The following is a 20,421-nucleotide window of genomic DNA, read 5'->3' on the forward strand; positions in this document are numbered from 1 at the left end:
GAGGCACTTGGAAACTTATTTGCCCAAGTAATCGCTGGCGAGAATTTCCGCGATCTGCACCGTGTTGAGCGCGGCGCCCTTGCGCAGGTTGTCGGACACGCACCAGAAATTCAGACCGTTTTCGATCGATGCGTCCTTGCGGATGCGCGACACGAACACCGCGTCTTCGCCGGCGCATTCGGCCGGGGTGACGTAGCCTTCGTCTTGGCGATGATCGATCACGCTCACACCCGGAGCTTCGCGCAGTACGGCGCGGGCCTGCTCTTCGTCGATGGGGTTTTCGAACTCGACGTTGACCATTTCGGAATGGCCGATGAACACCGGAACGCGCACGCACGAGGCGCAAACTTCGATGTTCGGATCGAGGATCTTTTTCGTCTCGACCACCATCTTCCATTCTTCCTTGGTCATGCCGTCATCCATGAACTTGTCGATGTGCGGAATGACGTTGAAGGCGATCTGCTTGGTGAAGATTTGGCGGTTCTTTTCGGCCGGTTCGTTCATATAGACGCCGCGCGTCTGGTTGAACAGTTCGTCCATGGCCGCTTTGCCGCCGCCGGATACCGACTGGTACGTCGCCACCACCACGCGTTTGATGGTCGCCAGATCGTGCAGCGGCTTCAACGCCACCAGCATCTGAATGGTCGAGCAGTTGGGGTTGGCGATGATGCCTTTCTTGGTGTAACCCGCGATGGCGTCGGGGTTCACTTCCGGAACCACCAACGGCACGTCCGGGTCCATGCGAAAGTGCGAGGTGTTGTCCACCACCACCGCGCCCGCGGCTGCGGCCTTGGGCGAGAATTCCGCCGACACCGACGCGCCGGGGCTCGACAACACGATGTCGGTGCCCTTGAAATCGAAGGTCGCCAAATCCTGGCACTTCAAAACCGTGTCGTCGCCGTAAGAAACTTCACGACCGACCGAACGGTGGCTGGCCAGCGCGACCACTTCATCGGCGGGAAAATTGCGCTCGACCATCGTTTGCAGCATTTCCCGGCCCACGTTTCCCGTGGCGCCGACGACTGCGACTTTGTAACCCATTGCCTTTTATCTCCTCAGTTTGGGCCCGCACTCTTCGGGCCCATACACCAAGGCCCGCAGAGCTGTCCGCGGGCCTGGTTGCTTACCTGCAAAACCAAAAGCCCGCTAACAGCGAGTGGTGGTTTTGGTAATGGTGGTTTTCGCAAAGGAAAGCGCGCCGCAGCCGCAATCAGGCCGGGCGGAAATCAGATCACATTTTGCCAAACGATGGCTCATGTCGCGTCCTCATTAAAATCTGCGCTTTTCATACCTGGGCGGGGTTCAAAAAGCAAGGATTTACGGCCTTAAGCCAGCTTCTCCAACTCTTCGATCAACGCATCGCCCATGCCGGACGTCGACACCAAGGTCATGCCGTCGGTCATGATGTCGGCGGTGCGCAGGCCGTGGGCGAGCACGTTCTGCACCGCTTGGTCGAGCATGTCGGCGTCTTCGATCATGTCGAAGCTGTAGCGCAGCATCATCGAATGGCTGAGCAAGGTCGCCAACGGGTTGGCTTTGCCCTGGCCCGCGATGTCGGGGGCGGAACCGTGGACCGGTTCGTACATGGCGGGGATTTTGCCGGTTTCCGGATCCTTGGAGCCCAAGCTGGCGGACGGCAGCATGCCCAGCGAACCGGTCAGCATCGCCGCGCAATCGGACAGCAAGTCGCCGAACAGATTGTCGGTGACGATGACGTCGAACTGGCCCGGCCAGCGCACCAACTGCATGGCGCAGTTGTCGGCGTACATGTGGTTCAGCTCCACCTCGGCGTAGTCGGCCTCGTGGACCTTGTTGACGATCTTGCGCCAGAACACGCCCGATTCCATGACGTTGGCTTTTTCAACGCTGGTGACTTTGTTGTTGCGCTTTTTCGCCAGCTCGAACGCGACGCGGGCGACGCGGTCGATTTCCGGTTCGGAATAGATCTGCGTGTCGAAGCCGTAAGCCACGCCGTCGCGCAGTTCTTCACCGCGCGGTTGGCCGAAGTATACGCCGGCGGTCAGTTCGCGCACGATCATGATGTCGAGGCCGCGCACCACCTCGGGCTTCAGGGTCGAGCTGTCGATCAGCGCATCGAACACCAACGCCGGGCGCAGGTTGGCGAACAGATCGAGCTCTTTGCGCAAACGCAGCAGACCCGCTTCGGGGCGGTGTTCACGCGCGACGTTGTCCCACTTCGGGCCACCCACCGCGCCGAGCAGAACCGCGTCGGCGGCCTGGGCCTTGTCCATGGTCTCGTCGGTCACGGCGCAACCGTGGGCGTCGAAGCACGCGCCGCCGACCAGATCTTCTTCGACCTTGAAACCGGTGTCGCGTTTGTCGTTGGACCAGTCGATGACCTTTTTGACTTCGGCCATCACTTCGGGGCCGATGCCGTCACCGGGCAGCATGAGAATGTTTTTGGTGTTGGACACGATGTTGTTTCCTTACAGCAAAGAGCGGCCGCGACGGGGGGTCTCGTCGGGCTGCCGCCCTGGGTCATGTGGTGCGATTAGGCGAAAAGCCAGGGTTGGCTGGACTTCTGTTTTTCTTCGTAGCTGTCGATCTTATCGGCCTTTTGCTGGGTCAGGCCGATATCGTCCAGTCCTTCCAACAAGCAGTGCTTGCGGAACGGGTCGATGTCGAATTTGACCTCGCCGCCGTCGGGGCCGGAGATGGTCTGGTTTTCCAGATCGATGGTCAGCGTGGCATTCGCGCCGCGTTCGGCATCGTCCATCAATTTGCCCAGCGTCTCTTCATCGACGCGGATCGGCAGCATGCCGTTCTTGAAGCTGTTGTTGTAGAAGATGTCGGCGAAGCTGGTCGAAATGATAACCTTGATGCCAAAATCCTTCAGCGCCCACGGGGCGTGTTCGCGCGAAGAGCCGCAACCGAAGTTGTCGCCCGCGACGATGATGGTGGCCTTGCGGTAAGCGTCCTTGTTCAACACGAAATCGGGGTTTTCCGAACCGTCGTCGAGGTAGCGCATTTCATCGAACAGGTGCACGCCCAGACCTTCGCGCTTGATGGTCTTCAAGAACTGCTTGGGAATGATCATGTCGGTGTCGATGTTGCGGATCGGCATCGGCGCCGCGACGCCGGTGAGCTTGGTGAATTTTTCCATGACGTCTCTCTCCCTTAGCTCAGCTTGCGCACGTCGGTGAGGCAACCAGTAATGGCCGCGGCGGCGGCCATGGCGGGGCTAACCAAGTGGGTACGTCCGCCCTTGCCTTGACGGCCTTCGAAGTTGCGGTTCGAGGTCGATGCGCAGCGGTCGCCCGGCGCCAGACGATCGTCGTTCATCGCCAAGCACATGGAACAGCCCGGCTCGCGCCATTCGAAACCGGCTTCGATAAAGACTTTATCCAGGCCTTCCGCTTCGGCTTGTTCCTTGACCAGACCGGAACCCGGCACAGCCAGTGCGCGCACGCCGTCCGCCACCTTGCGGCCCTTGGCCACGGCGGCGGCTTCGCGGAAATCTTCGATGCGGCCGTTGGTGCACGAACCGATGAACACCGTGTTGATCTTCACCCCGTCGATGGCTTGGCCGGGTTTGAAATCCATATAGGCGATGGCGCGCTCGATGGCGGTCTTCTTTTCCGCGTTGGGCTCATTCGCCGGGTCGGGCACGGTGCCTTCGATGGACAGCACGTTTTCCGGGCTGGTGCCCCAGGTGACCTGCGGGGCCAAGTCGGTGACATCCAGTTCGACCACCGCGTCGTAGTGCGCGCCGTCGTCGGATTTGAGGGTCTGCCAATAGGCGACCGCCTGTTCCCACGCGCCGCCCTTGGGTGCCATGGGACGGCTTTGCAGATAGGCGAAGGTCTTTTCATCAGGCGCAATCAGGCCGGCGCGCGCGCCGCCTTCGATGGTCATGTTGCAGACCGTCATGCGCCCTTCCATGCTCAGCGCCTCGATGGCTTCGCCCGCGTATTCGACCACATAACCGGTGCCGCCCGCGGTGCCGATCTTGCCGATCACAGCCAGCACGATGTCTTTCGCGCTGCAGTGTTCGGGCAGCTTGCCGGTGACCTTGATCAGCATGTTCTTGGCGGGTTTTTGCAGCAGCGTCTGGGTGGCGAGCACGTGCTCGACTTCCGAGGTGCCGATGCCGAACGCCAATGCGCCGAACGCGCCGTGGGTGGCGGTGTGGCTGTCGCCGCAAACGATCGTGGTGCCGGGCAGGGTAAAGCCCTGTTCGGGACCGACGATGTGCACCACGCCTTGGCGCACGTCGTCCATTTCAAAGTACGGTACGTGGAAATCGGCGACGTTCTTTTCCAGGGTTTCGACCTGGATGCGCGATTCCGGATTGCTGATGCCTTTGGAACGGTCCGTGGTCGGCACGTTGTGATCGGCCACCGCCAGCGTCGCGTCGGTGCGGTGCACTTGGCGTCCGGCCGAGCGCAAACCCTCGAACGCCTGGGGGCTGGTCACTTCGTGAACCAAGTGACGGTCGATGTAAATGAGGCACGTGCCGTCATCTTGGACATCGACCAGATGAGCATCCCAGATTTTATCGAAGAGGGTTTTGGGCATTTTCAGAACCTGCAACGTTCGCGGTGAAGTCACGCAGTCCTTAACCGGGGCTAAGGACCACACGGTAAATAGAGATAGGTTGTGGCGCGCTCACAGCCAAGGCCGCCCGGCGATCACGCTTGCGCGATCACCCGACGGCCCGGCCTGAACGGTGCCACGGAAAGAAAGAGGCTTATTCGCCTTTTTCTTCGGCCGCAGCGGCCTTCTTCGCCTTGGCGGCGGCGTCGCGATCGGCCTTGATCTGAGACGCAACGGCCTTATCGGCGGCGTTGAGCTTGGCTTTGTGACCGTCGGTCTGCTCGCGGATACGAGCGGACTTACCGGTGCGGCCACGCAGGTAATACAGTTTGGCGCGACGCACATCGCCACGACGCACGACCTCAACGGCGGCGACGTTCGGCGAGTACAGCGGGAACACGCGTTCCACGCCTTCGCCGCTGGAGATCTTACGCACGGTGAACGCGGAGTTCAGACCGGCGTTTTTACGGCCGATGCAAACGCCTTCGAACGCCTGCAGACGTTCGCGATCGCCTTCGATAACTTTCACCTGGACGCGCACGGTGTCGCCCGGACCGAAATCCGGGAGGTCTTTGTCAGCCGTGAGCTTGCCAAGCTGCTCTTTTTCGAGCTCTTCGATGATGTTCATGGCACTCAGTCCTTCTTTTTCCAAATTCAATGCCGGGGCGCACCCCGACGAAACTGTCAACTCAAACTCAATTCTCGTGCCGTTCCGATCACTCGGACGCGGCTTTGTAAGCTTTCCACAGATCGGGCCGTCGATCTTTTGTAACGGCCTCGGCCTGTTCGCGCCGCCACGCGCGGATATTTCCGTGGTGACCGGACAGCAACACCTCCGGCACCGTGCGCCCTTGCCACTCGGTGGGGCGCGTATACAGAGGGTATTCCAACAAACCCTCTTCGAAACTCTCTTCTTCGTGCGAGCGGCCCGATCCCATAACGCCCGGGATCAGACGCACGCACGCGTCCATCAATACCAACGCCGCCACCTCGCCGCCCGACAACACGTAGTCGCCGATCGAGATTTCCTCGACGTCGTGGGCGTCCAGCACGCGCTGGTCGACCCCTTCGTAACGCCCGCACAAAACCGCGACCCCCGGCCCAAAAGCCAGTTCCCGGACCCGGTTTTGGGTCAGCGGGCGACCCCGGGGGGTCATGTAGATCAGCGGCAACTTGCCGCCGGTTTTGTCCTGCACATCGCGGATCGCCAGATCCACAATGTCGGGGCGCATCACCATTCCGGCGCCGCCCCCGCACGGGGTATCGTCCACGGTGCGGTGTTTATCGCGTGCAAACCCACGGATGTCCACCGTTTCCAGCGTCCAGCGCCCGTCTTCAAGCGCTTGGCCCGCCAGCGATTGGCCCAACGATCCCGGAAACATGTCCGGAAACAGTGTCAACGCAACCGCTTGCCAAGGAGACCCGGAGTGGGCCTTGGATGTTGCGCCGTCACTCATGGCCTCACGCCTCTTCACCGTCTTGCGGTTCCGGATCGCCCGGTTCCAACAAACCATCGGGCGGATCGATCACCACCCGACGGGCCTTCAAGTCCACCACCGGCACCGCCGCCTTGGTGAACGGCACCAGAACCCGGCCGTGACCGGGGGTCTTCACCTCGATAAACGGTCCACCGCCGAAATCCTCGGCTTCGACCACTTGGCCGAATGGCGTTCCGTCCACCAGCTCCGCATCCAGGCCCTGAAGATCGGAAAAGTAAAACTCGTCCTCTTCCGTTTCGGGCAGGCGGTCGCGATGCATATAAAGCTTCGTACCGTTGAGGGCTTCGGCCGCGTTGCGGTCGTTGACCCCCTTGATGCGGACCACCAGTTGGTCCTTATGCTTGCCGGTGACCTTCAGCTCGAACGTCCGTGCGCCGGTTTCATCCGTCAGCGGACCGTAAGAGGCGATGGCGCTTGCGTCGGCCGTAAAGCTTTTGACGCGAAGCTCGCCTTTCAGTCCACGCGCCGAACCCAAAAGTCCGACACAGATAAGATCAGCGTTTGCGAGCCGGTCAGCCATTAGCAAGCCAGACCTTGGCGAAGACAGGGCCCAGGGCGTTAGCCCTCGGCCGCATCCTCGGCCGGAGCTTCAGCAGCGGCTTCTTCAGCCGGAGCTTCTTCAGCAGGCGCGGCGGCAGCTTCGGCAGCGGCGGCTTTTTCAGCTTCAGCGGCTTCGGCGGCTTCCTTGGCTTTGGCTTCTTTCTCGGCGATGCGCTCGAGAGCTTTGGCCTTCGGCTTGTTCTTTTTGGTCTGCTCGGGAACCGCCGGCTTGTCGGCGAGGCCGGCAGCGCCCAAGAAACGCGCTACGCGATCGGACGGCTGAGCGCCTTGGCTGATCCAATGCTGGACGCGCTCGGCCTCCAACACCACGCGCTGGTCGCTGTCTTTGGCGAGCATCGGGTTGTAGGTGCCGACGCGCTCGATGAAGCGGCCGTCACGCGGGCTGCGGGAATCCGCAACAACGATACGGTAGTAGGGACGCTTTTTCGCGCCGCCACGGGAAAGTCGAATACGCAGAGACATGGTTCTCGCTATCCTTTTCAGTGTTTGTGTACTGCTTGAGTACGATCGTTAATCCAAAAAACTCATCTTCAAGGCCGTCTTATTTAAAAGGCGGCATCATTCCTGGTGGCAGGCTGGACATGTCGGGCATGCCGCCGGCCCCCATTGCGGGCATTCCGGGCATGCCTTTGCCGCCCATTTTGCCCATTTTCTTCATCATCTTGCTCATCATCGCGAACTGCTTCAAAAGGCGGTTCACTTCCGGCACCGTGGTGCCGGACCCAGCCGCGATGCGCTTGCGTCGCGAGCCGTTGATCAGTTTCGGGTTGCGCCGTTCTTTTGGCGTCATGGAACGAATGATCGCTTCTTGGTGGGCGATCTTTTTTTCGTCGATGTCGGCATTGGCCATCTGCTTTTTGATTTTGCCCATGCCGGGGATCATGCCCATCAGGCCCTTGAGGTCGCCCATCTTGCGCAGCTGGCCGATCTGATTGGCCATGTCGTCGAGGGTAAACTGCCCCTTGAGCATGCGTTCGGCGGCTTTCTCGGCCTCTTCCTTGTCGATAACCTGGGCGGCGCGCTCCACCAGACCGACCACGTCGCCCTGACCGAGGATCGAACCTGCCACGCGGCGTGCGTCGAAGGCGTCTAGCTCGTCGATTTTTTCGCCGACGCCCAAGAACTTGATCGGGGTGTCGGTGACGGCCTTCATCGACAGCGCCGCACCGCCGCGGGCATCGCCGTCGACGCGGGTCAGAACGATGCCGGAAATGCCGACTTTGTCGTGGAATTCCTTAGCGACGTTGACCGCGTCTTGGCCGGTCATGGCGTCGGTCACCAACAGCGTTTCGCCGGGGTTGACGGCGTCGCGAACCTGCTGGACTTCCTTCATCAGCTGTTCGTCGATGTGCAGACGACCGGCGGTGTCGAGCATCACCACGTCGTAGCCTTCGGTACGGCCCACTTGCATGGCGCGCTTGGCAATGGCGACGGGCTGTTCGCCGAACACGATCGGCAAGGTGGCAATGGTGTTTTGCTGGCCCAATTGTTCCAGCTGCTGTTGCGCGGCGGGACGGTAGATGTCCAGCGACGCCATCAAGACCTTTTTCTTTTCCAGACGCGTCAAACGCGCGGCGATCTTGGCGGTGGTGGTGGTTTTACCGGAACCCTGCAGACCGACCATCAACACGGCGTTGGGCGGATTGCCGTAAACGCGCAGCGGTTCGGGTTCCGCGCCCAGCATCTCGACCAAATGGTCGTGCACCACCTTGACCACCATCTGGCCCGGGGTGACGGACCGCAGCACGGCTTCGCCGACGGCGGCCTCGGAGACCTTGGCGATGAAATCTTTGACCACGGGCAGAGCGACGTCCGCTTCGAGCAACGCAACGCGCACTTCGCGCATGGCTTCGGTCACATCCGATGCCTTCAGCGCGCCGCGTCGTGTCAGCTTGTCGAATACCCCGCCAAGCTTGTCGCTCAAACCTTCAAACATGTACTCACATCCATCGTGATCTGTTCAAAACTCGGTGTTCACCCAGCCTTGCTCCCGATACGTTAGACAAAACGCAAAACGCGCCAGTGCGCGAAACTCGCGGACTGACGGCGTCCCTCGGGACGAAGTGAATTCAGCGCATGGGGCTGATGAACGCGGTTATCTACGCCGTCTTGCATATGAGAGTCAACACCTTTCGCCATTTACGCCTTTGTTTGCGCGACTTCGGCAGTTGACTTGTCTACGATCCCCCAACACTCTAACGCACTTCAAACGAGTTGATTCACAGTGACGTTTGGTTGTCTACTTGGTATTCATAACAACGAATTATGGAATAATTTGGAGCCCGCATATGAGCAGACGCCCTCCCAAAGAAATCCCGGACCCCATTGATATTCATGTCGGTCAACGTCTCAAGGCGCGCCGCGTGGGGTTGCGGATCAGCCAATCCGAAATCGGCAAGGCACTGGATGTTACGTTCCAGCAAATCCAAAAATACGAGAACGGCGCAAACCGCATCGGCGCAAGCAACCTTTTCAAACTGGCCCAGGCCTTGAACGTCGATGTATCCTATTTTTTCGAGGACATGCCGTCGGCCAGCAAGATCAAATCCCTTTCGGATCAACCCGCATCCGGATTTGAGCACGACCCGATGACCCAGCCGGAATCCATCAAACTGGTGCACAATTATTTTCGCATCGCCAGCCCCGGCGTACGTGCGCGGGTCTTTCAATTGGTGAAATCCATTGCCGACGCGGAAGCCATAAGCGACGGCGACACTTTCTGACAATCCTTTTTCAGCCCTTTAAATAGGTGTGCATAGACCTCGACAGGGCGTGGCCCGTGGACCGGTTGTCATTTGGGCGTCACGACCGGTCTTGGGTACACTTTTGGCGAAAACTGCGATCACCGGCGCTTCGTCACGCTTGCGCAAAGATACACCAAATGATTGTATGAAAATTTATTGTATACTCAAGGGTGTGCAACCATTATAATTCTCAAAAAATGCAATACAACTTCTGTTTAACAGCCGTGCATTGGGATGGGAAGTTATATGATGGTGGAGCCTCCTGGGCGCAAAAAGGGCGAAATTAATTACGCCGACGACCACACCCCGGCAGGGCTCGATCCAACCGATACTTCACTTTCCACTCTCGATCACGTAATTCCTATCCGCCTCAAGGCGATACGAATGTCGCTTGGCCTCAGCGCTGCGCACATGGACCGCCAAGCCGGGTTTGCTCCCGGCACTGTGGGACGACTGGAACGCGGCGACTTGCGTATTTACGCCAACCATCTTTATCGCATCAGCCAGGCCACCGGCATTGCTCTCGGCTACTTTTACAATCAGTCCGCCGCGTCCGAGAACGAAGGGCACAGCGACAGAGATACCAGTGGGCAAGAGCTGCAAAAGCAACGCCTTTTGCTGGCTTACATGAACATCAAGGACCCCGCGGTCAGGCGTGACGTGTTCGAACTGGTTGAAACCCTGGCCGCCGAGTCCAATCGCAATTCGCGCTGATCGCTCGGTCGATGCCTGTCGGCACACGCCAAAAGCCTGGACTTGTAGGCCTATCCCCCCATATAAAGCCACCATGGCGACGCTTGATTTCATAAAGATGCACGGACTCGGCAACGACTTCGTCATCCTCGATGGCCGTGACAACGAACTTTCGTTGTCACGTGACGTCGTGCGCGCCATTTCCGACCGCCGCCGGGGTGTCGGTTGCGATCAGTTCATTGTCATGGAACCAGCTCACAACGCCATCGCCGACGTCTTCATGCGCATCTACAACCCCGATGGCTCCGAAAGCGGTGCGTGCGGCAACGCGACGCGCTGCGTCGCCAGTTTGGTGATGCGTGAAAAAGCCACCAGCCATGTGATCGTCGAAACCATTTCCGGCCTGCTCGATTGCGAAAACGTCGGTGGCGGGCTTTATAGTGTGGACATGGGCCCCGCGCGCCTCGATTGGCGTGACCTGCCGCTGGCCGAAGCCCGCGATACCGAACACTTGAACATCGAGGCCGGACCGTTGAAGAACCCGGTCGGCGTCAACATGGGCAATCCGCATGCGGTGTTCATGGTCGACAACGCCGACGCCATCGACCTCAATGTGTTCGGTCCGATGGTCGAACACGACAAGCTGTTTCCCGAACGCACCAACGTCGAAGCCGTGCAGGTGCTGACGCCGGAACGTATCCGCATGCGGGTGTGGGAACGCGGTGCCGGCATCACCCAGGCGTGCGGTTCGGGCGCGTGTGCGGCGCTGGTCGCCACCGCCCGGCGCGGCCTGACCGGCCGTAAAGCCGACGTGGTGTTGGACGGCGGCGTGCTGAACATCGAATGGATGCCCGACAACAACGTTTTGATGACCGGCCCGGTGGCGACCAGCTTCGTCGGCACCATCGATCCGTCTCTGTTGGGGGACGACTGATGAGTCCCACCGATTCCATCACCCCCGACATCATCACGCTGGGCTGTCGCCTCAACACCTTGGAATCCGAGGTCATGCGCGACGAAATGGCCAAAGCCGGCGTCCACGACGCGGTGATCATCAACACCTGCGCCGTGACCGCGGAAGCCGAACGCCAAGCGCGCCAGACCATTCGCCGCATCAAGCGCGAACGCCCCGGCGCGCGCATCATCGTCACCGGTTGCGCCGCGCAATTGGACCCGGCGAAATTCGCCGCCATGGATGAGGTCGAACGGGTGGTCGGCAACGCGGAAAAACTCGACGGCGCGAAACTGTTCGGCCCCAATGGCGGCTTGGGCCAAAACGACCCGACCTCGATCGTGGTGTCCGACATCAACGAAGTGAAAGAGACCGCCGGTCATCTGGTCAGCGGTCTGGACGGCCGCACCCGCGCGTTCGTCATGGTCCAGCAGGGCTGCGACAACGACTGCACGTTCTGCATCATTCCCGCCGCGCGCGGACCCAACCGGTCCGTGCCGCTGGACCAGATCGTCGCGCAGGTGAAAAAGCTGGTCGCAGCCGGTCACCTCGAAGTGGTGCTGACCGGCGTCGACATCGCCGCCTATGGATCCGACACCGGTTTGACGGATGCCAACGGCACCGGGCTCACCAGCGTGATCCGCGCCATTCTCGACGCTGTGCCGGACTTGGCGCGGCTGCGTCTCAGTTCGCTCGACCCCGCGCGCCTGGACGACGGGTTTTTCACCTTGCTGGCCGACGAACCGCGCCTGATGCCGCACCTGCATCTCAGCTTGCAAGCCGCCGCCGACATGGTGCTTAAGCGTATGAAGCGCCGCCACGCCGTCGCCGACGTGCGCGCCCTAGTCGATCGCGCCCGCGCGGTGCGTCCCGATGTGGTGTTCGGCGCGGATCTGATTGCGGGCTTTCCCACCGAAACCGATGAGATGTTCGCCACCACGCTGAGCAACGTTGAAGACATGGGCCTGCAATACCTGCACGTGTTCCCCTATTCGACTCGCCCCGGCACCCCGGCCGCGCGCATGCCCCAAGTTCCCGGCGACATCGCCAAGGCCCGGGCCAAGCGCTTGCGCGACGCGGGCGAAACGATCCTGAAGCGCCATCTGCACAGCCTGGTCGGCACCCATCAAATCGTGCTGGTGGAAAAACCGACCTTCGGCCGAACCGAAACCTTCGCGCCCGTGCGCTTGGACGGCACCGCCACGGCAGGTCAACTGCTGGGCATCGACATCGTCGGTGTCGACGGCACCAATGGCGGCGGCGAACTGATCTCTTCACACCACAACTCACAGGCGGCGGAATAAATGGGCTGGTTCGACAGACTGAAAGCGGGCCTGGGTAAAACCTCGGTGCGCATCACCGGCGGCATCGGCAATCTGTTCACCGGCAAACGCCGCTTGGACGACGCCACCTTGGAAGAGCTGGAAGAGATTCTCATCACCGCCGACATGGGCGTCAGCACGGCGGCGAAAATCACCGCAGCCTTGGCCAAGACCCGTTTTGATCAGGAAATCAGCAACGAAGAAGTCCGCCAGACCTTCGCCGCCGACATCACCGCTATCTTGGAACCGGTCGCCAAACCGCTGGAAATCCGCGCCGAACTCAAACCCCATGTGGTTTTGGTGTGCGGCGTCAACGGTTCGGGCAAGACCACCACCATCGGCAAGCTCGCCAAACAGTATTCCGAGCAAGGCAAAAAAGTCATGCTGGCCGCAGGCGACACCTTCCGCGCCGCCGCGATCGAACAGCTGCAAGTGTGGGGCGAGCGCACCGGTGTGCCGGTGATCGCGCGCGACATCGGCGCGGACGCGGCGGGCCTGGCCTACGACGCCATGGAACAAGCCCGCGACCAAGGCGTCGACGTGTTGCTGATCGACACCGCCGGACGGCTGCAAAACAAATCGCACCTGATGGAAGAGTTGGAAAAAATCGTCCGCGTGATCAAAAAAGTCACCCCCGACGCGCCCCACGACGTGATCTTGGTGCTCGACGCCACGGTGGGCCAGAACGCCCACGCCCAGGTGGAAACCTTCAAGCAAGCGGTCAACGTCACCGGATTGGTGATGACCAAATTGGACGGCACCGCCAAAGGCGGCGTGGTGGTGGCGCTGGCCGATAAATTCCAACTGCCGGTTCACGCCATTGGCGTCGGCGAAGGCGCCGACGACTTGCGCCCGTTTGCGGCACGCGATTTCGCCTGCAATTTGTTGGGCCTAGACGCCTAGCTCGACCACGGGCCCGTCGCGACGCAGCCGTTTTGCTTGCTCCAGACGCTTGAGCGCACGATAGAGCGCTTCATGGGTGAGACCGATTTCGGCCGCAAACCCCTTCCACGATCCAGCAGGTTCATATCGCGTTTCGCCCTCGCCCAGACGCAGCGACAGCGCCGCCATGATGCGGTCTTCCGCCGAACGGATAGCACGCAATTCAATGTTCGAACGCAGCCGCTGCACCTGCCCGGCAATGCGGCGGCAAAATGCCACCGCGAACCTTCCGTCGGTTTGCATCATATCCAGGAGCGCCGTTTTCTCGAACCAAGCGATCCGCGCGCCCGCCACCGCGATTCCGTCACAATGATAGCTGGATGAAAACAACGCCGCTTCGGCGAACAGGTCGCCGCCAAGCGCACGATGGACGACGATCTCCGCCCCCTCGATGGTGGTGCGCCGCAAATAGGCTTGCCCGTCCACAACGCCGAACATGTGTCGGGTCACATCGCCGCGATGAAACAACACGGTGTCGGCCTTAAACGTTTCAATACGCGCCGCGCCACCCAAGCGTGCGGCCAGATCCATCACCGGCATCGACAAATCTCCTCATTCGTATGATTGCAATCATACAACAGGCGCAGCAATCCACCTATGCTCGACAAACCCCAGATTTACGAGGAGTCTCCGATGAACACCCGCAAACCCCTGACTTGGTTGATGAGCGCTCTGGTTGGCGTCACACTCAGCGCAAATGCGCAGGCCGATGACCGCACCTTGATCGAGATGCCCGCGCCGATGCAAGAGCACCTACTCGGCAATATGCGCGATCACCTGCATGCGTTGGACGATATCTTGGCCGCCCTAGCCGAAGGCGACGCCGCCACCGCAGGCAAAATTGCCGAGGCGCGATTGGGTCTGTCATCGCTGGACGATCACGGCGCGGCGCATATGGCGCCGTTCATGCCCGACGGCATGCGCAATGCGGGCACCGAACTGCACCGTGCGGCGAGCCGTTTTTCCCAGGCGGCAATGAACGCAGATGTCGAGCACACGTTTGAAGCCCAGCAAAGCGTGTTCGCCGCACTGCAAAACATCACCGCCAGCTGCAATGCCTGCCACGACGGCTATCGCATACGTTAGGTCACGACGTTAGATCACGATGAAGACGAGTCGGACGGCAGCGGCATTTCGCCAGTCGGGTCTTGTTCCAACATATCGGCCACCGCGTCGTAGGTCCGCGCGTTCACGTCCATCTGCTCTTTCAGCTCGGCGTTTTGCGCCCCGATGTCGCGAAAGAACACCGCCGCGTTGCGCAACAGATTGACGGCGAGTTCGGCGTGCGTGGCCATGAAGCTACCTTTCGTTCGATACCAGCGCCCCCTGAAACCTGAAAAGGCGAGGGCGTGAAAAAAGCCCAAATCTGGGCTGGGGGTGTCGAATACAGGACAGGCGGCGGGTTCAAACCTTTAGGTCGAGATAAAACCCACGCGGCACGTCGCCGCGCAGCGGCTGGCCCGACGACAAAATGCGATCCAAGCGGTTCAACGAAGCTTGGTTCTGCGGCGTTTCGACATTGTTGAGGACATTGGCGCGGCGCGACACTTCGCCCGCATCACCGTACCCCTTGGCGGCGGCAGGGGCAGCGCCCGGGGCCGCAACGGGGCGCGCGGCATCGACCGACGCGCGCTGCACGGCGGGACGAACGACCGGAGTGGAAACGTTGGTGATATCAGCCATAAGCGCCAGTATGCCCCAAATTTCTTAACCATTTGTCAAATGCGGCAGCATCCTAGCAGGTCCGGCACGCCGTGAAAAGTTTTGCTCCCCAAAAGATTTCCTTTGGCAAACGCCCTCAAACGCAGAGACCCGTCCATCCCAAAGGGATGAACGGGTCTGCGTTGGCTGGTCTGTCCTGATGTTCGCGTTTACGCAGATTTCTCAAACGCAACCGCGAACGTCCGCTCAGGCCCTAACGTCAACCACTTCACCACGCCCGGCGGGGGGCACGGCCCCCTTTTGAGCGTCCTGGGCTGCGGTGGTTTGCTGTGCCTGCTGAACTGCCTGATTGGCAGCTTCAGTCACAACAACCGCCGCGACCTGCTCCGCCTGTACCGTCTGGCGGAGAGCGACGAGTGCTTGTTGTACGTTGGCGGCTGAGCCTGCTGAATTTACAGACATATCGGCTCTCCTTTCTCGGAACCGGCGCACCCGCCCGCAAGCGGGGCAGCGATTCAAAGCAACGCTTCTGTCGCTAATGCGAAACTGGAACATCCTCAAACCATGGGGATGCCCGGCCTCGCGACTCGTGTCTGTCGTATGTGTTCAGCAGCAGATGACGCATCGAACACAGACGCGGACACACTTTTATATCACAACTCGCCAAAAAAGGGAATAAGCCCCCTTAACAGCCCGTTAACAAAAACAAAAAAACCCCGGCTCATGGAGCCGGGGTTTTCAAGGCTTACGTAAGGCTTAACCTTCCAGCGCGGCAACGCCCGGAAGGGTTTTGCCTTCGATCCATTCCAAGAACGCGCCACCGGCGGTCGAAATGTAGCTGAAGTCGTCAGCCGCACCGGCATGTGCCAGGGCCGCGACCGTGTCGCCACCACCGGCGACCGACAACAGCGTGCCGGCTTTGGTCAAGCGCGCCGCTGCCTGAGCGGCGGCGTTGGTGCCCTTGTCGAACGGTTCGATTTCGAACGCGCCGAACGGACCGTTCCACACCAAGGTTTTACATGTGGCGAGACGCTTTTCGACGTCGGCGATGGTCGCCGGGCCGATGTCCAAGGCCATCATGTCGGCGGGGATATCGTCGAGGCCGACGACCTTGTTTTCGGCGCCTGCGGCGAATTCGGCGGCGACCACCAGATCGACCGGCAACACGATTTCGCAGCCGTTGGCAGCCGCGTCGGCGACGATTTTGCGCGCCTCGTCAGCCATGTCTTTTTCACACAGCGACTTGCCGACGTCGTGACCGTTGGCAAACAGGAAGGTGTTGGCCATGCCGCCGCCGATGATGATCATGTCGACCTTCTTGGACAGGTTGCCGAGCACTTCCATCTTGGTCGAAACCTTGGCGCCGCCCACCACGGCCGCCACCGGCTTTTGCGGGGTGCCGAGCGCACCGCCCAGGGCTTCCAATTCCGCCTGCATCAAACGGCCGGCTGCCGCGGGCAGCTTGCGCGCCAGAGCTTCGGTGGAGGCGTGAGCGCGGTGTGCGGTGGAAAATGCGTCGTTGACGTAAACGTCACCCAACGCCGCCAGGGCATTGGCGAAGCCGTCATCATTGTCGGTTTCTTCGGCGTGGAAGCGAACGTTTTCCAACATCGCCACATCGCCGTCTTGCATCGCCGCGATAACCGCCTTAGCGCTGTCGCCAATGGTGTCGGTGGCGAACGCGACAGCGCAGCCCAGTGCGGACGCCATGGCTTCGGCAACCGGCTTCAAGGTCATTTCCGGCACCACCTGACCTTTGGGACGGCCGAAGTGCGACAAGATGATGACTTTGGCGCCCTTGGCGACGAGGTCCTTGATGGTCTGGGCGGAACGGTCGATGCGAGTGGTGTCGGACGGCTTGCCGTCGGCCATCGGAACGTTCAAGTCGGCGCGTACCAGAACGCGCTTACCGGCCACATCCAGATCATCGATGGTTTTGAAAGTGCTCATGGTCAATTCCTCTTGGCAGGTAAGCCTGCTTCCCTGTTCAGCTATAGGTCTCGGTTCAGAACCGGCCGGCTGGGGAGGAAGGCCGACGGCATCTTTGAGCGCGTTTTATGCGGATTCCTACACAAAAAGGCAAGTGAAGAGTCGGGGGCACGAGCCTCTGGGCTTAGGCCGCCGGCAAACGAAGACGCACGCTCAAGCCGCCCAAATCCGATTCGTCCAAGGAGAGCGAACCGTGATACAACTCCGCCAGCTCGTGCACGATGTTCAGCCCCAAGCCGCTGCCCGGGGTGGCTTCGTCCAAGCGCTTACCGCGTTTGAGCACGTCGTCACGCAGATCCGCCGGGATTCCGGGGCCGTCGTCGTCAATCGACAGCACGATTTCGCGACCCTCGCGGGCACCCGTCACACGCACCCGGCTGGCCGCCCATTTGCAGGCGTTGTCGAGCAGATTGCCGAGCATTTCCTCGACGTCCTGGCGATCCCCGACAACGTAGTGTTCGCGTACGTTGACCAGCGCAATGCTCACCCCCGCGCCGTCGTTTTTGCGCTGGTAAATGCGTTGCAAGGTACGCTTAAGCCCAGACGCGATTTCCCCCACGTCGGCCTTCAACCCCGGCACGCCCAAGCCGCCCGCGGCGCGCGCGCGCGCCAAATGACGGGTGACCAGGTCATTCATGGTCGAGACTTGCTCACGCAAGGTCGCGGCGCACTGACCTTCCATGCCGTCCGCTTCGTTGCCGAGAACCGCCAACGGCGTTTTCAAGGCATGGGCCAGATTGCCCGCATGGGTGCGGGCGCGTTCGATCACTTCGGCGTTGTGGTCGAGCAGTTTATTGAGATCGTTGACCAAGGGCTCGACCTCGCTGGGAAACACGCCGGTCATACGTTCCGTCTCACCGGCGTGAATGGCCCCCAGCTTCTGGCGCACCAATTTCAAAGGCCTGAGTCCCAAGATCACCTGCAACACCACCGCCGCCATGAGCCCCAGCCCCAGCAACAGCAGGGATGTGGTCAAGGTTTCGGTGAATTCTTCGGTGGCGCGATCGATCACCGACGCGGGACCGGTGAAGTAGATCAGCACGTCTTTGTCGTAGCCTGGCAAGGTAAAGGCTTCCGCCACCACGCGCAGTTTTTCCTCGCGCGGGCCATACATGAAAAAGCTGGTCGCTTGTCCGCGGTTCGGGATCGGTTTGATCGGCAACACCTGATCCCACAGCGAGCGCGAGCGTTCGATCACCACACCATCCGCGGTCAGTTCCCAGTACCAGCCCGACAAGGGACGCAGGTATGACGGATCGGTCGGGCGGCGGCTCAAGCCGACCTTGCCGTCCACCACTTCGGTATACGACAGCAGCTCTTCAACGTGACGTTCCAGACCATAATCGAACGAGTTTTCGACATGGGTGCGGAAGTGTTGGCTGAGCACCCAGCCGCCGACCGCCAGGGTCGCAACGATCCACGCCACAGAGATCAAGATAAGACGTAAACTGACGGAACGTCCCAGCATCGCGCCGCGCCGTCAGACGGTTTCGCCGGGCGGCGACATTGAATAGCCCCGGCCACGATGGGTTTTGATCAGTTCCGACGACAGTTTCTTGCGCAATCGCGCGATGAACACTTCGATGGTGTTGGAATCGCGGTCGAAATCCTGATCGTAGATGTGTTCGATCAATTCCGTCTGCGACACCACCCGGCCTTGGTGATGCATGAAATACGACAGCACTTTCAATTCATGTGCGGTCAGCGACACCGCCGTGCCGTCCATCGTTACCTTGCCGGTGCGGGTGTCCAACTCGACCGGGCCGCATTCGAGAACCGGCGTCGCGTGACCGGCCGAACGGCGGATCAAGGCACGCACGCGCGCGAGCAACTCTTCCATGTGAAACGGCTTGGTGAGATAGTCGTCGGCGCCAGCGTCGAAGCCCCCGACTTTTTCGTTCCAGCTGTCGCGCGCGGTGAGAATCAACACCGGCATGTCGCGATCGGCCTGACGCCAATGGCTGAGAACCGAAATGCCGTCGATTTTGGGCAGGCCCAAGTCCAAAACGATCACGTCGTACGGTTCGGTGTCGCCGAGAAACTGACCTTCTTCACCGTCCGGCGCCTCATCGACGCTGTAACCCGCCTCCATCAGCGCGCGGCTGACTTGTCGGCGCAGGTCCGGTTCGTCTTCTACGACCAAAACTCGCATGTGTTCGCCCCCAAATATGGATCAACGTTCGCGCGACAGGATCAATCGTCACGCTTGTAATTTTCGTCATCGTTACCGTCAACGTCCAGAATCTCAAGCGTTTTCGCATGAACTTTTAGTTTTAGGACGTTGCCTTCCGGCGTCAACAGCTTGATCTCATAGACCAAGGTCGGGCCGCGGGCAAATTTATCTTCTTCTTCGAGTTCAACCTCGATGACATCGCCTTTAAAATGTTTTTCGACGGCGATCAGGGCTTTAGGCAGCGGCTCCACCTCGCCGCGCAACATCGCGGCGCGGGCGCGGTCCTGGTCCGCCTCGTCGGCAAAAGCGGGAACCGCAGAGGCCGCGAAAACAGCGATCGTCAAAGCGACCAAAACGTATTTAAGACCAAGCTGGCGACGATTTTTTGTCATGGCAACCCCTTCGCTCTAGCGCATGAAGTAAAGCACGACCACCACCGCGATGGCGAGCGCAATCAAAGGGCGGACCATGCCGACCGGTTTGATGTCTTCGCCGGGTACGCCGGAGGGAACATGCTTGTCGCCGGTGATCATGGCGCGCGGCAGGTTTTCACGTGTGAGCGCGCCGTGGGCGAACACCCCCACCACGTGAACGAAGATCAAAATCAGCAAAAAATTGGCGAAACCTTCGTGTGCCTCGCCCAACAGGCCGCCGCCGATGTGCGCCAACGGGCCGACATAGCCGTCTTCCGACGACATCATGCCGGTCAAAACGGCCAGCAAGATGACCGCGATCATCGCCACGATCATCCAACCGCCCAGCGGGTTGTGGCCAAGCGAATAGGGCGGGCGAAAGGCCATCAGGCGCGTGGTGTAGCTGGTAACTTCCTCGGGCCCATGAACGAAATCTCCAAACTGCGCGTGGCGGCTGCCGATCATGCCCCAAACGGCGCGAAAGGCGACGAAACCGAGCAACAGCGTCCCGGCATAGACATGAATCCAAAACGCGCCGCCGTCGGCTTCGGACGACACCCAGGCCACCGCCACGACGAACACCAAACTCCAGTGAAAAATCCGTGTCGGAATATCCCAAACTTTGACGGTACGGTCTTTGGATTGCATACTTTGCGGTGTGACTTTAGAGGTGTGGGGGAGTCGGTCATCCATGGGATCATCCACTTGTTTTTGTGTGGGCGTGCATAAAGCCGAGGGCCTTTGCCCGATTTTTATCCCCGGCGCATACGGCCCGTTCGGGGCACGTGCCAAGCACGCTCAGTTGCTAATCGAGCATGCCCCATCCAAGATGAATACGCGCTGAATGACAAGGTCAGCATTAATTCAGTTTACCTAGTCTAGATTATGACAACTGAATACAATTAAACCGAACC

23 protein-coding genes are annotated in these 20,421 nt (G+C 60.3%); 6 read left to right on the top strand and 17 right to left on the bottom strand.

Going from position 1 to position 20,421, the window contains the following annotated elements:
- Positions 1–15: 15 nt before the first annotated feature.
- The 9 genes from VIN96_RS09880 to ffh all read right to left on the bottom strand — a co-directional run bounded on the left by VIN96_RS09880 (position 16) and on the right by ffh (position 8,553).
- Positions 16–1,041 carry an aspartate-semialdehyde dehydrogenase gene (locus VIN96_RS09880; RefSeq protein WP_331895840.1) on the bottom strand — a complete coding sequence of 342 codons (1,026 nt, stop codon included), beginning with the start codon at positions 1,039–1,041 and terminating at the stop codon, positions 16–18.
- A 284-nt stretch (positions 1,042–1,325) separates the two neighbouring features.
- Positions 1,326–2,435, bottom strand: coding sequence for a 3-isopropylmalate dehydrogenase (gene leuB, locus VIN96_RS09885; RefSeq protein ID WP_331895842.1), 1,110 nt, complete (start codon positions 2,433–2,435; stop codon positions 1,326–1,328).
- Between the two features lie 77 nt (positions 2,436–2,512).
- On the bottom strand, positions 2,513–3,124 hold the full coding sequence (gene leuD, locus VIN96_RS09890; RefSeq protein WP_331895844.1) for a 3-isopropylmalate dehydratase small subunit: 612 nt from the start codon (positions 3,122–3,124) through the stop codon (positions 2,513–2,515).
- 14 nt (positions 3,125–3,138) lie between these two features.
- Complete coding sequence (leuC, locus tag VIN96_RS09895; RefSeq protein WP_331896057.1) at positions 3,139–4,545, bottom strand: 3-isopropylmalate dehydratase large subunit; 1,407 nt, start codon at positions 4,543–4,545, stop codon at positions 3,139–3,141.
- Positions 4,546–4,711: 166 nt separating this feature from the next.
- The gene (rplS, locus tag VIN96_RS09900; RefSeq protein ID WP_331895846.1) at positions 4,712–5,185 is read right to left on the bottom strand and encodes a 50S ribosomal protein L19; all 474 of its coding nucleotides are present in this window, start codon (positions 5,183–5,185) and stop codon (positions 4,712–4,714) included.
- Between the two features lie 88 nt (positions 5,186–5,273).
- Positions 5,274–6,014, bottom strand: coding sequence for a tRNA (guanosine(37)-N1)-methyltransferase TrmD (gene trmD / locus VIN96_RS09905; RefSeq protein WP_331895847.1), 741 nt, complete (start codon positions 6,012–6,014; stop codon positions 5,274–5,276).
- 4 nt (positions 6,015–6,018) lie between these two features.
- Positions 6,019–6,576: a ribosome maturation factor RimM gene (gene rimM, locus VIN96_RS09910; protein ID WP_331895848.1), complete on the bottom strand. Its 558-nt coding sequence runs from the start codon at positions 6,574–6,576 to the stop codon at positions 6,019–6,021.
- 38 nt (positions 6,577–6,614) lie between these two features.
- Positions 6,615–7,079 carry a 30S ribosomal protein S16 gene (gene rpsP, locus VIN96_RS09915; RefSeq protein ID WP_331895849.1) on the bottom strand — a complete coding sequence of 155 codons (465 nt, stop codon included), beginning with the start codon at positions 7,077–7,079 and terminating at the stop codon, positions 6,615–6,617.
- A 79-nt stretch (positions 7,080–7,158) separates the two neighbouring features.
- Positions 7,159–8,553: a signal recognition particle protein gene (gene ffh, locus VIN96_RS09920; protein ID WP_331895850.1), complete on the bottom strand. Its 1,395-nt coding sequence runs from the start codon at positions 8,551–8,553 to the stop codon at positions 7,159–7,161.
- Positions 8,554–8,905: 352 nt separating this feature from the next.
- Between ffh and VIN96_RS09925 the strand changes: the two genes are divergently transcribed.
- The 5 genes from VIN96_RS09925 to ftsY all read left to right on the top strand — a co-directional run bounded on the left by VIN96_RS09925 (position 8,906) and on the right by ftsY (position 13,231).
- Positions 8,906–9,340, top strand: a complete 435-nt coding sequence (locus VIN96_RS09925) for a helix-turn-helix transcriptional regulator (protein WP_331895851.1) — start codon at positions 8,906–8,908, stop codon at positions 9,338–9,340.
- A gap of 267 nt (positions 9,341–9,607) precedes the next feature.
- Positions 9,608–10,075 (top strand): helix-turn-helix transcriptional regulator, encoded by a 468-nt coding sequence (locus VIN96_RS09930; protein ID WP_331895853.1) that lies wholly within the window; start codon positions 9,608–9,610, stop codon positions 10,073–10,075.
- 97 nt (positions 10,076–10,172) lie between these two features.
- On the top strand, positions 10,173–10,988 hold the full coding sequence (gene dapF / locus VIN96_RS09935; protein WP_331895854.1) for a diaminopimelate epimerase: 816 nt from the start codon (positions 10,173–10,175) through the stop codon (positions 10,986–10,988).
- Positions 10,988–12,310 (top strand): tRNA (N(6)-L-threonylcarbamoyladenosine(37)-C(2))-methylthiotransferase MtaB, encoded by a 1,323-nt coding sequence (gene mtaB, locus VIN96_RS09940; RefSeq protein WP_331895855.1) that lies wholly within the window; start codon positions 10,988–10,990, stop codon positions 12,308–12,310. The genes dapF and mtaB overlap by 1 nt, the downstream gene beginning before the upstream one ends.
- Entirely contained in the window at positions 12,311–13,231 is a 921-nt protein-coding gene (gene ftsY / locus VIN96_RS09945; RefSeq protein ID WP_331895856.1) for a signal recognition particle-docking protein FtsY, read from the top strand.
- On the opposite strand, the gene VIN96_RS09950 is transcribed toward ftsY, so the two are convergent.
- A complete protein-coding gene (locus tag VIN96_RS09950) occupies positions 13,220–13,810 on the bottom strand; it encodes a Crp/Fnr family transcriptional regulator (protein WP_331895857.1) in 591 nt (196 codons plus the stop codon). The genes ftsY and VIN96_RS09950 overlap by 12 nt on opposite strands.
- A gap of 93 nt (positions 13,811–13,903) precedes the next feature.
- On the opposite strand from VIN96_RS09950, the gene VIN96_RS09955 reads away from it, so the two are divergent.
- Complete coding sequence (locus VIN96_RS09955; RefSeq protein WP_331895858.1) at positions 13,904–14,356, top strand: hypothetical protein; 453 nt, start codon at positions 13,904–13,906, stop codon at positions 14,354–14,356.
- Between the two features lie 14 nt (positions 14,357–14,370).
- Here the strand turns inward: VIN96_RS09955 and VIN96_RS09960 are convergent, their stop codons facing one another.
- The 7 genes from VIN96_RS09960 to VIN96_RS09990 form a co-directional block, all read right to left on the bottom strand.
- Positions 14,371–14,565, bottom strand: a complete 195-nt coding sequence (locus tag VIN96_RS09960; protein ID WP_331895859.1) for a hypothetical protein — start codon at positions 14,563–14,565, stop codon at positions 14,371–14,373.
- A 109-nt stretch (positions 14,566–14,674) separates the two neighbouring features.
- Complete coding sequence (locus VIN96_RS09965) at positions 14,675–14,953, bottom strand: hypothetical protein (RefSeq protein WP_331895860.1); 279 nt, start codon at positions 14,951–14,953, stop codon at positions 14,675–14,677.
- Positions 14,954–15,688: 735 nt separating this feature from the next.
- Positions 15,689–16,882, bottom strand: a complete 1,194-nt coding sequence (locus VIN96_RS09970; RefSeq protein WP_331895862.1) for a phosphoglycerate kinase — start codon at positions 16,880–16,882, stop codon at positions 15,689–15,691.
- A gap of 163 nt (positions 16,883–17,045) precedes the next feature.
- Positions 17,046–18,389 carry an ATP-binding protein gene (locus VIN96_RS09975; RefSeq protein ID WP_331895864.1) on the bottom strand — a complete coding sequence of 448 codons (1,344 nt, stop codon included), beginning with the start codon at positions 18,387–18,389 and terminating at the stop codon, positions 17,046–17,048.
- A 12-nt stretch (positions 18,390–18,401) separates the two neighbouring features.
- Complete coding sequence (locus VIN96_RS09980) at positions 18,402–19,073, bottom strand: response regulator transcription factor (protein ID WP_331895865.1); 672 nt, start codon at positions 19,071–19,073, stop codon at positions 18,402–18,404.
- A gap of 41 nt (positions 19,074–19,114) precedes the next feature.
- Entirely contained in the window at positions 19,115–19,486 is a 372-nt protein-coding gene (locus VIN96_RS09985; RefSeq protein ID WP_331895867.1) for a PepSY domain-containing protein, read from the bottom strand.
- Positions 19,487–19,501: 15 nt separating this feature from the next.
- Positions 19,502–20,200, bottom strand: coding sequence for a cytochrome b/b6 domain-containing protein (locus tag VIN96_RS09990; protein WP_331895869.1), 699 nt, complete (start codon positions 20,198–20,200; stop codon positions 19,502–19,504).
- Between the last annotated feature and the right edge of the window lie 221 nt (positions 20,201–20,421).

The sequence above is a fragment of the Magnetovibrio sp. genome, assembly GCF_036568125.1.
Classification (GTDB): Bacteria; Pseudomonadota; Alphaproteobacteria; order Rhodospirillales; family Magnetovibrionaceae; genus Magnetovibrio.

Excerpts from the sequence above, each read along its gene's own strand:
- VIN96_RS09880 (WP_331895840.1), bottom strand. The coding sequence starts at position 1,041 with ATGGGTTACAAAGTCGCAGTCGTCGGCGCCACGGGAAACGTGGGCCGG.
- leuD (WP_331895844.1), bottom strand. The coding sequence starts at position 3,124 with ATGGAAAAATTCACCAAGCTCACCGGCGTCGCGGCGCCGATGCCGATC.
- rplS (WP_331895846.1), bottom strand. The coding sequence starts at position 5,185 with ATGAACATCATCGAAGAGCTCGAAAAAGAGCAGCTTGGCAAGCTCACG.
- trmD (WP_331895847.1), bottom strand. The coding sequence starts at position 6,014 with ATGAGTGACGGCGCAACATCCAAGGCCCACTCCGGGTCTCCTTGGCAA.
- rimM (WP_331895848.1), bottom strand. The coding sequence starts at position 6,576 with ATGGCTGACCGGCTCGCAAACGCTGATCTTATCTGTGTCGGACTTTTG.
- rpsP (WP_331895849.1), bottom strand. The coding sequence starts at position 7,079 with ATGTCTCTGCGTATTCGACTTTCCCGTGGCGGCGCGAAAAAGCGTCCC.
- ffh (WP_331895850.1), bottom strand. The coding sequence starts at position 8,553 with ATGTTTGAAGGTTTGAGCGACAAGCTTGGCGGGGTATTCGACAAGCTG.
- VIN96_RS09925 (WP_331895851.1), top strand. The coding sequence starts at position 8,906 with ATGAGCAGACGCCCTCCCAAAGAAATCCCGGACCCCATTGATATTCAT.
- VIN96_RS09930 (WP_331895853.1), top strand. The coding sequence starts at position 9,608 with ATGATGGTGGAGCCTCCTGGGCGCAAAAAGGGCGAAATTAATTACGCC.
- dapF (WP_331895854.1), top strand. The coding sequence starts at position 10,173 with ATGCACGGACTCGGCAACGACTTCGTCATCCTCGATGGCCGTGACAAC.
- mtaB (WP_331895855.1), top strand. The coding sequence starts at position 10,988 with ATGAGTCCCACCGATTCCATCACCCCCGACATCATCACGCTGGGCTGT.
- ftsY (WP_331895856.1), top strand. The coding sequence starts at position 12,311 with ATGGGCTGGTTCGACAGACTGAAAGCGGGCCTGGGTAAAACCTCGGTG.
- VIN96_RS09950 (WP_331895857.1), bottom strand. The coding sequence starts at position 13,810 with ATGCCGGTGATGGATCTGGCCGCACGCTTGGGTGGCGCGGCGCGTATT.
- VIN96_RS09955 (WP_331895858.1), top strand. The coding sequence starts at position 13,904 with ATGAACACCCGCAAACCCCTGACTTGGTTGATGAGCGCTCTGGTTGGC.
- VIN96_RS09960 (WP_331895859.1), bottom strand. The coding sequence starts at position 14,565 with ATGGCCACGCACGCCGAACTCGCCGTCAATCTGTTGCGCAACGCGGCG.
- VIN96_RS09965 (WP_331895860.1), bottom strand. The coding sequence starts at position 14,953 with ATGGCTGATATCACCAACGTTTCCACTCCGGTCGTTCGTCCCGCCGTG.
- VIN96_RS09970 (WP_331895862.1), bottom strand. The coding sequence starts at position 16,882 with ATGAGCACTTTCAAAACCATCGATGATCTGGATGTGGCCGGTAAGCGC.
- VIN96_RS09975 (WP_331895864.1), bottom strand. The coding sequence starts at position 18,389 with ATGCTGGGACGTTCCGTCAGTTTACGTCTTATCTTGATCTCTGTGGCG.
- VIN96_RS09980 (WP_331895865.1), bottom strand. The coding sequence starts at position 19,073 with ATGCGAGTTTTGGTCGTAGAAGACGAACCGGACCTGCGCCGACAAGTC.
- VIN96_RS09985 (WP_331895867.1), bottom strand. The coding sequence starts at position 19,486 with ATGACAAAAAATCGTCGCCAGCTTGGTCTTAAATACGTTTTGGTCGCT.
- VIN96_RS09990 (WP_331895869.1), bottom strand. The coding sequence starts at position 20,200 with ATGGATGACCGACTCCCCCACACCTCTAAAGTCACACCGCAAAGTATG.